Source organism: Bradyrhizobium sp. SZCCHNGR1005 (genome assembly GCF_032489995.1).
Taxonomy (GTDB): Bacteria; Pseudomonadota; Alphaproteobacteria; order Rhizobiales; family Xanthobacteraceae; genus Bradyrhizobium.
In genome coordinates, this window is sequence record NZ_JAUEZC010000007.1 from 287,112 (window position 1) to 301,153 (window position 14,042).

The following is a 14,042-nucleotide window of genomic DNA, read 5'->3' on the forward strand; positions in this document are numbered from 1 at the left end:
CGGCGCGGCCTCGAATCCCATCTGGCGCTCCGCAACATCCCGCTCTGCCGCGGTGCATCAACCTCCGGCGGTATCGCGGCGCCATCCGAATCCGGTTCCGGGTGCGTCGAATGGCTGTTACAACTTCGGGGTATATTCTTTCAAGGAAAGGATTGCTTCGATGCCCGCCCTTGCATTTTCAAACAATGACATTGCCGTCGTCGCCTGGACTTTCGATCGCCGGCTCGATGGCTGCCTCGGCTTTGCCGTCTATCAGATCGATGTCGACGCCAACACGGAGACCGCGCTGCCGGCGCTCGCCCGCTTTGCGGGACAGACCGCCGATAAGCTCACCACCGAACAGGCTCCGATTCAGAAATTCTGGTGGAAGGATCTCTATGCGAAACGCGGCGGCACCTATCAATACCGGATCGTGCCGATGGGCGGCACGCCCGGGCAGACGTTGAGCACGCTGGCCGGCGTCGCGCCGCTGCTCAGCAACAAGGTGACGCTCACGCCCAGCCGGCCGCCGTTCCACGCCTATTTCAATCGCGGCCTCACGGCGACCCAGGCGCTCAGTCACGAGCTGAAGGATCACCCCAGCATCAACGCGCTGGCTCCGCATATTCTCGATCCCAACGATCCGATCCGCATCCATTTGATGGGACAGCTGCAGGAGGGCCTCACCTCGCTGCTGAAGCGGGCGGATGATGAAGGTGGCCAGATCCATGCTGCGCTCTATGAGCTCAACGACCCGAACGGGTTGGAGAAGCAGCTGCAGGCCAATCCGAAGAGCCGGATCGTGATCCTCGGCAACGAGCAGGGGCAGGACACCGAGGATGCCGACGCTGACAACCGCGCGGCCCTGAAGCAGGCCGGCGTCGCGGTGATCGACCGCATCCTCGGCAAGGGCGACATCCCGCACAACAAGTTCATGGTGCTGACGCAGAGCGGCGAGCCGACCGCGGTGCTGTCGGGCTCGACCAACTGGACCTCGACCGGCCTGTGCACGCAGACCAACAACGCCCTGATCGTGGACTCCGGAGCGCTGGCGCAGCGCTATCTCGACTATTGGAACGCGCTGAAGGCCGATGTCGATGCCTCGGATGGCGATCACAAGAAGCTGCAGTCGAAGACGCTGCGCGACTTCGCGCACGCCAACAACGATCAATCGATCGACAGCCCGATCGCGCTCGACAACGGCGTCACCATCGAGCCGATGTTCTCGCCCAACACGTCCGGCAAGCTCGGCAAGAACCCGAAGACGCCGAACGACATGGGGCGGGTGTTCGAGCTGATGAACGGGGCCAAGCACGCCGTGCTGTTCCTGGCGTTCGATCCCGGCAACAACTCGATCCTGGATGCCGCCGGCAGGCTGCTCAAGGAGAAGCCCGACCTGTTCGTGCGCGGCGCGCTGACCAGCCCGCAACGGGCGACGAATTTCTCCGCGGCGCTGCATTCGGGCGGTCACACCGAGCGGCCGGCTGATGGAGGCGATCAGGCGCCGGCCGTCAAGGTGGTCGGCGAGCGCGGCACTCCGAAGCAGCAGGGGGCCAAGGGCGACATCGATTTTCGCGCGGTGCCCGCCGAAGCCGTCAGTCCAACGGACGCGTTCGGCAAATGGGAAGGTGAGCTCGCCAAATACGGCTTTGCCATCATTCACAACAAGATCGTGGTGATCGATCCCTTCAGCGACGATTGCGTGGTCGTAACCGGCTCGCACAATCTCGGCTTCCGCGCCTCCTACAACAACGACGAGAACATGCTGATCATCCGCGGCCATCGTGGCCTCGCGGAGGCCTACGCCTGCCATGTGCTCGATCTCTACGATCACTACGCCTGGCGTTGGCTGCTGAAGCAGCACCCGGAGATCTTCGGCAAGCCGCTGCAGGGTAACGACAGCTGGCAGGACCGCTACATCATGGGGGCCGAGGAGAAGTCACCCGAACTGCGCTTCTGGCTGTCGGCGGCCGAGCGCGTCGGCGGCACGAGCGACAGCGGCGGCGCTGCGGCTCCGACGCCGTCAGGGCCTGCGCCGAAGAAGCCGGCGAAGACGTCAGCACCGAAGGGCTCCGCCAAGCCGTCGCAGCCGGCCAAGACGACACCTGCGAAGCCGACGGCCAAAGCCGGCCCCGCCAAGGCGAAAACGTCCAGGAAGCCGGCAAAGAAAGCCTCGAAGAAAGCCGCCGCCGCAGCCAAGGCCTCCGCCGGCCGAAAGAAGACGACGAAGAAGAAGGTCGCCAAGAAGGCCTCAAAGACTGCAAAGGCGAGCAAGGCCGGAGCCAAGAAGGCGAAAGCGAAGACCGCAAAGCAGTCCGCCAAGCGGCCCGCAAGTAAGTCAGCGGCGAAGGCCGGTAAACGATCCAGGAGCAAGAGCGCGGCGCGGAAATCTCGTTGAGAAGCAGCCGAGGATCATGCCGCGATCTGCGGGCCGATCGGATCTAGCCGCCGGCAGGCCGCTGCAACTACGCGACAGTTATTTGTTACTCGTCATGGCTGGGCTTGACCCGGCCATCCACGTCTTTCCTTCCTAAAAGACATCGTGAATTGGACAGTCCGTAGGGTGGGCAAAGCGAAGCGTGCCCACGGCCGATTTATAGGTCGTAACGGTGGCATGGCGCATCGGCGACCTTGAACGCGGAAACATCCCGGACCCGCCTTTGCCCACCTTACGGCTTGCTATTACACAGATGTAATCTATAGATTACAATTGATGTAGGCTCGATGTTCGCGAAACACCTGGTTTCACCAAGTGGCTTGCGACCCTAAGCGATCAGCGCGCCCGTTTGCAGATCGTTCGCCGGATCGCCCGGGTTGCTGCTGGAAACTTCGGCGATGCCAAGTCGGTCGGAGATGCGGTGAGCGAGCTTCGCATCGACTACGGCCCCGGATACCGGGTCTATTTCACCCGGCGCGGCAAAGCCGTGGTCATCCTGCTCTGCGGCGGCGATAAAGGGACTCAAAGCAAGGACATTCGGAAAGCTAAGGAAATCGCGGAGGCATTGGAGGATTGAGGATGAAAGTCAGCAAACTAAAGAAGTTCGATGCCGCCGAGCACCTTCGCACTCCCGAGGCCCGCGCGGAATATCTAAATATCGTTCTTGCCGATGGCGATCCCGCCGAAGTTCGTGACGCCCTTAATCTCGTCGCGCGAGCGCAAGGTATGAGCGCGGTCGCCAAGCAGGCTGGCGTGACCAGGGAGGGCCTTTACAAGACGCTCGGGGAGAACGGAAATCCTGAGTTCGCAACCGTCCTGCGTGTGATCCGGGCCATGGGAATCCGTCTGACAGCAGAACCGGCGCGACCCAAGCCGAAGAAGAAAGCCGTGGCTTGATCTCAGATCGTTCTGCTGTGCGCCCGCCATGCGGTGGCACGTCATTTTTTGGAGTGGCAAAGCGACGTGTGCACAATGGTTTGTGCCTGCACAGCGGTATGTTACCTCTCGTTGTCAGTTCCGCTTTTGCCTTGCGGGTGGCGCGGCGGCAATGTGTTCAACAAGCTGGAATGGTCTCTCGCTTGACGACTGCGCGACAAATCACCCGCGCCGAACACCAGATTTTCGCAGCACTTTCAACGCGACTCGGCCCGTCCAGTCCTTCACGCGAAAATATTTATGTTTCGTTTTTTCAGAAATTGTGGTTTGATGCCTCATCCCGCCCGAACGAGGGGGCGCTTCGCGATCGTCACGGACGTCGGGTGCGGGATGCGGTGGGCGTGTCGGGTCGCAGCGTGATCTTCATGCGGACGAACGATCCGGTGCGCACGGTCAAGCTGCGTGGTCCTGGCGCCCCGGTGCTGGCGCTAAGCTCGCGATGATGCGTTTGGCACGTTGCGGACGACAGGGGCAAGAGAGCCGGTCCCTGGGGAGAGCGCGGAGTAAGCCGTCAAGCCATCGCGCGGGGAAGGCCGGGCGTTCCTGGCCAGACCTGTGGTGACTGCCGCCTGCTTTCTTTGATGCAGGCGGGCCACGGGCGCGGCCAGCGCCCGGCCTTCCCTGCGCCCTCAACTAACAAGAGGGCGACGAGATTCCTGAAAAGCTCGGGCGAGATGCGCCGCGAGATCGCGAAGGCATGGATGGATGAGCTTGGGTGGGCGAGCTGATGAGCAGCGCGGCTGACAGCGTGATGATGTCCATCGCTGTCGCTCCTGGACGCCGGCTTTGGTTGTCGTGAGGGGCGAGGACGGAGATGTTTTGTCTCGTGAGCCGGGTTCGTGCCGCAAGGGGGAGGGGAGCGCGCTGTCCGCGGAGCAAGAACTCGTGCTGGTGTCTTCTATCCCCCACAAACAAAAACCCCGCCATTCGCGGCGGGGTTGAGGTTCGGGATCCGCGCGAGAAGTGCTCGCAGCCAGCCCCGGGAATTGCAGTGAGATCAGGCCGGGATACGCTCGTCCATGTCGTGCGGCTCGCGCAGCACATAGCCGCGGCCCCAGACGGTCTCGATGAAGTTGCGGCCTTCGGAGGCGTTGGCGAGTTTCTTGCGCAGCTTGCAGATGAAGACGTCGATGATCTTCAGTTCCGGCTCGTCCATGCCGCCATAGAGATGGTTCAGGAACATTTCCTTGGTCAGCGTCGTGCCCTTGCGCAGCGAGAGCAGCTCCAGCATCTGATATTCCTTGCCGGTCAGATGCACGCGCTGGCCGCCGACTTCCACCGTCTTGGTGTCGAGATTGACGACGAGGTCGCCGGTCTGGATGACCGATTGGGCGTGACCCTTGGAGCGGCGCACGATCGCATGAATGCGGGCGATCAGCTCGTCCTTGTGGAACGGCTTGGTCATGTAGTCGTCGGCGCCGAAGCCGAGACCCTTGACCTTGTCCTCGATGCCGGCAAGACCGGACAGGATCAGGATCGGCGTCTTGATCTTGGAGACCCGCAGCTGCTTGAGCACGTCGTAACCGGACATGTCGGGCAGATTGAGGTCGAGCAGAATAATGTCGTAATCGTAAAGCTTGCCGAGATCGACGCCTTCTTCGCCAAGGTCAGTCGTGTAGACGTTGAAGCTCTCGGACTTGAGCATCAATTCGATAGACTGCGCGACGGCGCTGTCATCCTCAATCAGCAAAACGCGCATGCCAGTTCCCCATAGTCGCCGCTCCGGGCGTCAGGTCGGCCGCACTTGCGGCACTCAAAACGCCTTTGAACAACTGATTCGGATCCTGACGAGAGATGGTTAACAAAATCTGATTCACCTCCGCAAGCTCCATCCGTGCAATTTTTGTCGAATCGCCCTAAGATATTGCGACGAAGCAGGTTTTCTTAGCCGTCCTCGTTCAAGCTCCATGTTAAGAGACGGGCCTAACCGACTCCTGCGACCCGCTGTTTTTTCGACCAGCAGGTCGGGCCCTCTCAGTCACCCAAGACAGTGACGCAATGATTAATGATGCGGGTAAACACGAAGTTAAGCGGGGCGGACGAAACTGCCCATACTTAAGGTTTCCGCAATGAAGGCGCTGGCCGAGCAAATCAACGACATCGACGGCGTCAATATCTATGGGCGCGTGGTCGGCGTCAAAGGATTGATGGTCGAGATCGCCGGTCCCATTCATGCGATGTCGGTCGGCGCGCGGATCGTGATCGAGACCGGCCAAAATTTCATCCCGGCCGAAGTGATCGGCTTCTCCGGCAAGAACGCGGTGGTGATGCCGTTCGCCGGTCTTGAAGGCGTGCGGCGCGGCTGCCGCGCGGTTATCGCCAATGCGGCCAATCAGGTGCGGCCGTCGCCCGCCTGGCTCGGACGCGTCATCAACGCGATGGGGGAGCCGATCGACGGCAAGGGACCGCTGCCGCTCGGCGCCTCGCCGGTGCCTTATCGCAACACGCCGCCGCCGGCGCATTCGCGCAAGCGCGTCGGCGCTCCGCTCGATCTCGGTGTGCGCGCGCTCAATACGTTTCTGACCTGCTGCCGCGGCCAGCGCCTCGGCATCTTCGCAGGTTCCGGCGTCGGCAAGTCGGTGCTGCTGTCGATGCTGGCGCGCAACGTCGATGCCGACATCTCGATCATCGGCCTGATCGGCGAGCGCGGCCGCGAGGTGCAGGAATTCTTGCAGGACGATCTCGGCGAAGAGGGCCTGGCGCGGTCGGTGGTCGTGGTCGCGACCTCGGACGAGCCGGCGTTGATGCGGCGGCAGGCGGCCTATCTGACGCTCGCGACCGCCGAATATTTTCGCGACGAGGGCAAGGACGTCCTGTGCCTGATGGATTCGGTGACGCGTTTTGCGATGGCGCAGCGCGAGATCGGGCTCTCCGCCGGCGAGCCGCCGACCGCCAAGGGCTACACGCCGACCGTGTTCACCGAATTGCCGAAGCTTCTGGAGCGGGCCGGGCCGGGGACGGGCGACGGCTCCATCACCGGCATCTTCACCGTGCTGGTCGACGGCGACGACCATAATGAGCCGGTGGCGGACGCCGTGCGCGGCATTCTCGACGGCCATGTGGTGATGCAGCGCTCGATCGCCGAACGCGGACGCTATCCGGCGATCAACATCCTCAAATCGGTGTCGCGCACGATGCCGAAATCGGCCGATCCGGTCTTTCTTCCCACCATCATGCGGGCGCGCCAGGTCATGGCAACTTATGCCGACATGGAGGAGTTGATCCGGCTCGGCGCCTATCGGGCCGGTTCCAGCCCCGAAGTCGATGAAGCCATTCGTTTGCATGAGCCGCTGGAGGCCTTCCTGCGCCAGCGCAAGGACGAAGTCTGCAGTCTCGGCGCGGGTTACCGCCAGCTGGAACAAATCCTCGGGCGCTTGGAAACGGAAAGCTAACTTTGTCGGGTAATCATGTTCGCCACTTGATGAGCCAAGTCGGCCGGCCCGCGACGGGCGGCCGGCGCAGTCCCGCGTCCGATCCGGGACTTCTGGGGAGTATGAGTCGATGAAGTCGCGCGACACGCTGATCCGCCTGAAGAAATTTCAGGTCGACGAGAAACGCCGCAGAGTGATGCAGATCGAGGGCATGATCGCTGACTTCCAGCGCATGTCGGCCGAGCTCGATCGCGAGATCATGAGCGAGCAGGAGCGGGCGGGGATCAACGACCCCTCGCATTTTGCCTACCCGACCTACGCCAAGGCTGCGATCCAGCGGCGCGAGAACCTGACCCGGTCGGCCGACGAGTTGCGCGGCCAGCTGGAGGAGGCCAAAGCCGCGCTGTCGGAGGCATTCGAGGAATTGAAGAAGGTGGAGCTGCTCGACGAGCGCGATCAGGCCCGCGAACGGGCCGAGGAAAGCGCCCGCGAGCAGGCCGATCTCGACAGCATCGGATTGATGCGCGCCCGTCTCGGCGTGATCGCCTGACCGGTCCTGCCTGATTAGCCGCAGGCTGGAGCCCGGGCGCCGCGCCCGGGCTTTTTTATCGCCGTGATGGCGTTTACAGTCCGGGAAAGGTTGGAGGAGCCGATGGAGCAGTGCGATTTCGGGGAAAGCTGAATGCTGACGCCGGCAGAGCTGGCCTGGCTGATTGCCGCGGTCGCCAGGAGGGACGAGGCGGCCTTTGAGCGCCTGTACACGGCGACCAGGGCGAAACTCTATGGCGTCGTGCTCCGTATCTTGCGCAGGCAGGATCTCGCAGAGGAGGTCGTTCAGGAGACTTTCGTCAAGATCTGGCATAGCGCTGCGCAATTCAACCCCGCGATTTCTTCGCCGATCACCTGGATGGCTGCGATCGCGCGCAATCGCGCCATCGATCTGGTTCGCAAACGCGGCGAACTGTCGCTCGAAGAGGAGCCGGATGCGATGGAGGTGGCGGCGGAAACGCCGGATCCGTTGGCGCGGCGCGAAATGTCGGAGGAGCTCAAGCGGCTGTTGGAGTGCATCGGCCAGCTCGAACCCGACCGTCAGAGGCTCGTGCTGCTCGCCTATTACAACGGTTGGAGTCGCGAGCAGTTGGCGGCAAAGTTCAGGGCGCCGGTGAATACGGTGAAGACCTGGCTCCGTCGGAGCATGATGGATATCCGCGCGTGCCTCGGACTTTGATCTCAGCGAGGCGGCGTGGGCCGATGATCTGGACGTGCGATGGCCTATAGCGAAGATGATATCGCGCTCGCCGCGGAATACGCGCTTGGCACGCTTGATCGTGACGAGCGGGCGCAGGTCGAGACCCTGATCGCCGCCGACGAGGGCTATGCGGCGCTGGTGGCGGCCTGGGAATTTCGCTTGAGCGTTCTCAACCAGATGGTCGGCCTGGTCGAGCCGCGTCCGGTGGTATGGGATCGCATCAAGGGCGCGATTGCCGCATCGCAGGCGCAGGCAGAGCCAGCCGTTGTCCCGCCGCAAATGTCCCCGCAGGACGTTTCTTCGCAGGATCAGGCATTGCAGGATGCGACGGCGCCTTCGGCTTCGTCGGTTCAACACGAACCGCCGTCCGCTTCGCCGGAAGCTGCGACTGCGATGGGCGAGGCGCCTGCCGATCAAGCGCCCGGCGCGGATGACACCACCGCCGTGCCGGCCGCGCAGGCACTCAACGACAACGCCGATGTGGTCCGGCTGGCCTCCAAGGTCAGGCAATGGCGCGTGGTTGCCAATGCGATGACCGCGGTGGCGGCCGTGCTGCTCGCGATGATCGCGGTCCAGGTCTATCGGCCGGATCTGCTGCCGGACGGTTTGCGGACGAAGCGGCGGATGCCGCTCTCGGCGCAATATGTCGCGCTGTTGCAAAAGGACGGATCGTCGCCGGCCTTTATTCTGACGGTCGATGCCGGCAGCAAGAACTTCACCGTGCGCCGGGTCGGCGCCGCGCCCGAGCCCGGCAAGAGCTACGAGCTGTGGCTGGTCTCCGACAAGCTGCAGCGGCCGCGTTCGCTCGGCGTGATCGGCGGCAACGATTTTACGACCAGGCCGGCGCTTAGCGCCTATGATCCCGATACGGTCAACCGCGCCACCTATGCCGTAACCCTCGAGCCGGAAGGCGGGTCGCCGACCGGGGTGGCCACCGGTCCGATCGTGTTTTCCGGCAAGCTGATCGAGACCGTGCCGCCGCCGGCGCGCTGATTGCCGCCGCAAAAAGAAAACGCCCGTGGGGAGCGGGCGTTTTCGGTAGTGGACTTGGGGTTGGGTCTACTACATATCCACGCGGCCACTGGGGGGCTGTAGCACCGCGTGAATTCCTAAAACTCCTTAGCGAACCAGCAGCGCCTCCGAGCTCGTCACGACCACCGGCTTGCCGGCCTTGATGACGCGCGCGGTCTGCGCGTAGTTGTCCGAACTGCTGCGGGCGGAGATGCCGAAACCGGCCACCACGATGCCAGCCACGAGCGCCACCACCACGATCTTCAGGTGGGTCGTCCGATCTGCGCTGTAGATCGAGTGGTTCATCGAGGTCTCCTGCCGCCTTCCGTTCGCTCTGCCTCTGCCGTTCGCCTGCGTGTGATTCGTCGTTTATTCGTCGTCTGCAGCGCGATCGCGGTTCATCGTCTCGCGCTCCAGAAACGTAGGAAATCGCAAATCCGTTCCCAAGTCACAATCACAATGGCGTGATAACTCGTGATCTGCCGCGATTGTGGCGATCTGTATCGTAAAATTGTTTAGTAAAAACAATTATATAAATAGAATTTGACCATCTCTGACCAAAAATCGCCTTGGTGAAGGAAAATTAAGAATTCGATTGCCTGTGGCGAAAAGACACTCCCGGAAAATGCTACCAAAAACAGCAACGGCCGGCAATTTGCGCCGACCGTTGATAGTATCGCATGATTTTTCTCAACTACAACGCTAAATACTGCCGACCGTCTTGAGGCGTGCCCGCGGGTGAATCTCGGCCTGCGACAACACCGTAGTCTGGGAGCGGAAGCGTTCCACCAGGGAGCGGACGAAGGGCCGGATCGCCGCCGATGTGACCATCACCGGCGCCTCGCCTTCGCGCGCGGCGCGTTCGAAGGCATCGCGCGTCGCGGTCATGAATTCCGAGAGCTTCGAGGGCTGCATCGCGAGGCTCCGTTCCTCGCCCTGGCCGATCAGCGATTCCGCGAACGCCTGCTCCCACCGCGCCGACAGCGCGATCAGCGGCAGATAGCCCATCGGCGAGGTGTTCTGCGCGCAGATCTGGCGGGCCAGGCGCGCGCGCACATGCTCGACGATGGTTGCGGGATTGCGCGAGAACGCCAGCGCATCGGCGATGCCTTCGAGAATGGTCGAGAGATCGCGGATCGAGATCCGCTCGGCCAAAAGAAGCTGCAGCACGCGCTGGATCCCGGAGATCGTGATCTGGCTCGGCACGACGTCCTTGATCAGCTCGCCCTGTTCCTTCGGCAGCTCCTTCAGCAGCTTCTGCACCTCGCCGTAGGAGAGCAAGTCGCTCATGTTGGCCTTGAGCAGCTCGGTCAGGTGGGTCGAGAGCACGGTCGCCGCATCGACCACGGTGTAGCCCTTCAGCGAAGCCTCTTCCTTCAGGTTGGCGTCGACCCAGGTGGCGGGCAGGCCGAAGGTCGGCTCGGTGGTGTGGATGCCGGGCACCGCGACCTGGCTGCCGCCGGGATCCATGACCATGAACTGGCTCGGCCAGATCTTGCCGGTGCCGGCGTCCACTTCCTTGATCTTGATGATGTAGGTGTTGGCCTCGAGCTGGACGTTGTCGAGGATGCGCACCGAAGGCATCACGAAGCCCATCTCGATCGCCAGCGAGCGCCGCAGCGCCTTGATCTGGTCGGTGAGGCGGTCGGTGCCATCGGGACCGTTGACCAGCGGCAGCAGCGCATAGCCGAGCTCGATCTTGAGATCGTCGATCTTCAGCGCGGCGGAGATCGGCTCCTCCGCGGCGGCGGCTGCGGCAGCGGCCGCAGCAGGGGTCGCGGCAGCGGCGGCAGCTTCCGCGGCGGCGACGACGTGCTTCTGCTTGCGCGCCTTCCAGGCGAGCGCGGCCGCGCCCGAGCCGAGCGCGAGGAAGGGCAGCGTGGGGATGCCCGGCAGCGCCGCCAGCACCAGCATCACCGCGGCCGACATGCCGAGCGCCTGCGGATAGCCGGAGAACTGCTTGATCAGCGCCTTGTCGGCGGCGCCGCTGAGGCCGGCCTTCGAGACCAAAAGGCCCGCGGCGGTGGAGACGATCAGCGCCGGCACCTGCGTGACGAGGCCGTCGCCGACGGTCAGGGTGGTGTAGGTGCGGGCGGCTTCGCTGAAGGAGAGGCCCTGTTGCGCGACGCCGATGATGATGCCGCCGAGCACGTTGATGAAGACGACGAGCAGGCCCGCGATCGCGTCGCCGCGAACGAATTTGGAGGCGCCGTCCATGGCGCCGAAGAAGCCGCTTTCGTCCTCCAGCGCCTTGCGCCGTTCCTTGGCGACCTTCTCGTCGATCAGGCCGGCAGAGAGGTCGGCGTCGATCGCCATCTGCTTGCCGGGCATCGAATCCAGGTGGAAGCGTGCGGCGACTTCGGCGATGCGGCCCGAACCCTTGGTGATGACGACGAAGTTCACCGTGACCAGGATCGCGAACACGATGAGGCCGATGACGAAATTGCCGCCCATCACGAACGAGCCGAAGGCCTCGATGACGTGGCCGGCGGCGTCGGTGCCTTCATGGCCGTGGGACAGGATCAGCCGGGTCGACGCCAGGTTCAGCGACAGCCGCAGCATGGTCGAGATCAGGAGCACGGCCGGGAAGGAGGAGAATTCCAGCGGCGCCTGGATGAACAGCGCGGTCATCAGGATCAGCATCGACAGCGTGATCGAGATCGCCAGGAACAGGTCGAGCACGATCGAGGGCAGCGGCAGGATCAGCACCACCAGGATGGTGAGGATGCCGAGCGCGAGCGCGATGTCGCCGCGCTTTAAGACATCGACGATGTCGCCGAGCTTGAATCCGCCGGCGGGCAGCCCGGCTCCCTGTCCTGCCGTGACGTCGACCATGGCTTTCGCCTCTCCCCGCGGGCCGCGTTTCCTGGCCCCAACCGATTGCGCGGCGGCCAAAGGGCCGCCGGTTCGCGACTGAGCGACCGCACTGGCGTCCACGGAAAGGGCCTCCCCCGTCATCCGCACCCGACTGCGACGCACTCACTTCAACCCGGCAATTTTTGCCCGGTGTATGGTTAGCATTCGGTTAATGGCGGCTAACGACGGTTGCGGGCCCAAGGGCCGAACGGATTCACGGTCCTGGCCCTGTCCGCGGCGTCCATGGTTGGCGCCGCGGGCTCGTTTTCACCTCGCCCCGCTTGTGGGGAGAGGTCGCATCGCATCGAAAGATGCGATGCGGGTGAGGGGGACTCTCCGCGAGCGGGGAGTCCGGAGAAGCGGCGTGAGCGGGCGCACTGCCGCTGTGGTGAGAGCTCGAACCCAACTTCCGAAGTGTGAACGATTGGGTCGTTCGTGGGTCGCACCGGACAGGATACGGAGCGGCAGGCGAGGCAGGATACCAAGAGCAACAGGATACCAAGAGCAAGTTTGCATCGATCAGCCTTTCCATGGGCGAACCTCCGCCTTCTCGCCGCGCCTCTGCGCCCGAGTTGTGCGTCACATCCGCCCTCGAAATTCGTGGAGGGCGCGGGGAAGGCCGGGTGCCGTCCGCACCCATGGCCCGCCTGCATAAAAAAAGCAGGCGGCAGTCACCACAGGTACGAGCCGGATCATCCCGGCCTTCCCTGCGCGAATGGTTTGACGGCTTATACGTGGTCTCCCCGGGGACCGGCTTGATTGCCCCCGTCGTCAGCATCGTCGCCAACTTGGCATCAGCACCGGGATGCCAGGACCACACGATTTCGCCGTGCGCATCGGGCCGTTCGTCGGCGTAGATCAACTACGCTGCGATCCAATGCGCCCATCGCCTCCCGCTTCCCACGTGCCGTGACGATCGCGATACGTCCCTCCGATGGAAGCGGGATGGACGTAGGAAATCATGATTTCTGAAAAATAGAAATCGAAATATTTTCGAGCGGTGGACTGGACAGGGCAAATCAGCCTGAACGCGCAAGTGAAATCGGCCTTTCGGCGCAGGTGATTTTTGCTTGTCCGACACGCGCGTCGGGCATCTCCTTCACCAAATCGCGTAGCCGATTTGCCCGCCGGGCGCGCTTCTTACGCCTAATGCGCAACATCCTCTCGGCCGTCATGGCCGCGCTCGTCGCGGCCATCCGCGTCTTCAGACCGGGCTGACCTGTATGACACTGTCTTATGCTACAAGCATGGTGAGCGAAGGAAAGACACCACATGCGATCCAGCAAGCCCATCATCCTCGCGCCGAGCTCGGAGCCCCCCGCGCTCGATGACGACCTCCGTGCCAAGGTGCAGGCCTCAGTCAAGGACCCGCGCCCCAGCGTTCCGGCGGCAGACGTGTTCAAACGCCAGCGGGCCCGTCACGCGAGGACGATGAAGACCGACAAACAGCGAGCCAAGTAACGAGCCAAGTAGCCCGCGTGAGCGCCAGCGATACCCGAGGTGAAATTCCCGGATGTCGCGTCGCTCATCCGGGCTACGCACCTGAGAGGAAATGGATTCGTGAGAATGCTGAACACATACGAGTTGTTTGACTTCCTGGCGCTACTTTGCGCCCTGATGCTTGCTGGACTGATGTTGGCCCTGTCGACCGTCATGCGGAAGATGTGGCGCGAACAGGCGGACGCCGACGCAGCCGCCAGTTTCAAGCATTTCCTAAGATCCGCAGCGTCCAACCGGATCCTGTCGACGATGTCGATCACGCCGGTTATGGCCGCGCTTGTCATGGCTTTCGTGACGAAACCCGCAGACGCACAGGTCGGATACGCTTATGTTGGCGGCAGCATTTTCCTCGTTGGCTTTTTCTTCTGGACAGCATTCTTCAACCTGCCGATCTACAAGGCTGTGGATGGCTGGACCCTAGACGAAACGCCGTCGGATACCCGCAAGCAGATTAGCCGATTCCACCGCTCGAACGCGGTGCGCCTTGTCGCATCTCTGGTGGCCGCCGTGCTTTTCTTTCTCGCCGCGTGAAACGCGGTTGGCGAATGGGCCGAGGACCGGAACACCACGGATCGCGAGCCAGCGTAGCCCGCGTGAGCAGCAGCGATACGAATTTCGGTGACAGAATTTCGGTGACAGTGCTGGACTGCACCCCTGAAGTGAGACACGATAATTTCAGTGACAGGCATTCCGAGGATGACCT

At 62.9% G+C, this 14,042-nt stretch carries 14 protein-coding genes; 10 read left to right on the forward strand and 4 right to left on the reverse strand.

Going from position 1 to position 14,042, the window contains the following annotated elements; genetic code table 11:
- The first annotated feature begins 160 nt into the window (after window positions 1–160).
- The 4 genes from QXZ85_RS27010 to QXZ85_RS27025 all read left to right on the forward strand — a co-directional run bounded on the left by QXZ85_RS27010 (window position 161) and on the right by QXZ85_RS27025 (window position 3,795).
- Window positions 161–2,377, forward strand: a complete 2,217-nt coding sequence (locus QXZ85_RS27010; protein ID WP_316175196.1) for a phospholipase D-like domain-containing protein — start codon at window positions 161–163, stop codon at window positions 2,375–2,377.
- A 388-nt stretch (window positions 2,378–2,765) separates the two neighbouring features.
- Entirely contained in the window at window positions 2,766–2,993 is a 228-nt protein-coding gene (locus QXZ85_RS27015; protein ID WP_315744863.1) for a type II toxin-antitoxin system RelE/ParE family toxin, read from the forward strand.
- Between the two features lie 2 nt (window positions 2,994–2,995).
- Entirely contained in the window at window positions 2,996–3,313 is a 318-nt protein-coding gene (locus QXZ85_RS27020) for an addiction module antidote protein (RefSeq protein ID WP_315728699.1), read from the forward strand.
- A 98-nt stretch (window positions 3,314–3,411) separates the two neighbouring features.
- The gene (locus tag QXZ85_RS27025) at window positions 3,412–3,795 is read left to right on the forward strand and encodes a hypothetical protein (RefSeq protein WP_315763740.1); all 384 of its coding nucleotides are present in this window, start codon (window positions 3,412–3,414) and stop codon (window positions 3,793–3,795) included.
- Window positions 3,796–4,349: 554 nt separating this feature from the next.
- On the opposite strand, the gene ctrA is transcribed toward QXZ85_RS27025, so the two are convergent.
- Complete coding sequence (gene ctrA / locus QXZ85_RS27030; RefSeq protein ID WP_012046382.1) at window positions 4,350–5,051, reverse strand: response regulator transcription factor CtrA; 702 nt, start codon at window positions 5,049–5,051, stop codon at window positions 4,350–4,352.
- Window positions 5,032–5,169, reverse strand: a complete 138-nt coding sequence (locus tag QXZ85_RS27035; RefSeq protein WP_315701242.1) for a hypothetical protein — start codon at window positions 5,167–5,169, stop codon at window positions 5,032–5,034. Before QXZ85_RS27035 ends, ctrA begins: the two co-directional genes overlap by 20 nt.
- Window positions 5,170–5,421: 252 nt before the next feature.
- Between QXZ85_RS27035 and fliI the strand changes: the two genes are divergently transcribed.
- The 4 genes from fliI (at window position 5,422) to QXZ85_RS27055 (ending at window position 8,965) form a co-directional block, all read left to right on the forward strand.
- Window positions 5,422–6,744 carry a flagellar protein export ATPase FliI gene (gene fliI, locus QXZ85_RS27040; RefSeq protein ID WP_315701241.1) on the forward strand — a complete coding sequence of 441 codons (1,323 nt, stop codon included), beginning with the start codon at window positions 5,422–5,424 and terminating at the stop codon, window positions 6,742–6,744.
- 109 nt (window positions 6,745–6,853) lie between these two features.
- Window positions 6,854–7,273 carry a flagellar export protein FliJ gene (gene fliJ, locus QXZ85_RS27045; protein WP_315701240.1) on the forward strand — a complete coding sequence of 140 codons (420 nt, stop codon included), beginning with the start codon at window positions 6,854–6,856 and terminating at the stop codon, window positions 7,271–7,273.
- 132 nt (window positions 7,274–7,405) lie between these two features.
- Window positions 7,406–7,951, forward strand: a complete 546-nt coding sequence (locus QXZ85_RS27050; RefSeq protein WP_316175198.1) for a sigma-70 family RNA polymerase sigma factor — start codon at window positions 7,406–7,408, stop codon at window positions 7,949–7,951.
- A gap of 39 nt (window positions 7,952–7,990) precedes the next feature.
- Complete coding sequence (locus QXZ85_RS27055) at window positions 7,991–8,965, forward strand: anti-sigma factor domain-containing protein (RefSeq protein ID WP_315767184.1); 975 nt, start codon at window positions 7,991–7,993, stop codon at window positions 8,963–8,965.
- Window positions 8,966–9,091: 126 nt separating this feature from the next.
- Here the strand turns inward: QXZ85_RS27055 and QXZ85_RS27060 are convergent, their stop codons facing one another.
- Entirely contained in the window at window positions 9,092–9,289 is a 198-nt protein-coding gene (locus QXZ85_RS27060) for a hypothetical protein (protein ID WP_315701237.1), read from the reverse strand.
- A 396-nt stretch (window positions 9,290–9,685) separates the two neighbouring features.
- Window positions 9,686–11,818: a flagellar biosynthesis protein FlhA gene (gene flhA, locus QXZ85_RS27065; RefSeq protein ID WP_316175201.1), complete on the reverse strand. Its 2,133-nt coding sequence runs from the start codon at window positions 11,816–11,818 to the stop codon at window positions 9,686–9,688.
- Between the two features lie 1,293 nt (window positions 11,819–13,111).
- On the opposite strand from flhA, the gene QXZ85_RS33865 reads away from it, so the two are divergent.
- Together QXZ85_RS33865 and QXZ85_RS27070 are read left to right on the forward strand one after the other, a co-directional pair.
- Window positions 13,112–13,300, forward strand: a complete 189-nt coding sequence (locus tag QXZ85_RS33865; protein ID WP_410052720.1) for a hypothetical protein — start codon at window positions 13,112–13,114, stop codon at window positions 13,298–13,300.
- Window positions 13,301–13,405: 105 nt separating this feature from the next.
- Entirely contained in the window at window positions 13,406–13,870 is a 465-nt protein-coding gene (locus QXZ85_RS27070) for a DUF1772 domain-containing protein (RefSeq protein ID WP_316175202.1), read from the forward strand.
- Window positions 13,871–14,042 lie beyond the last annotated feature (172 nt).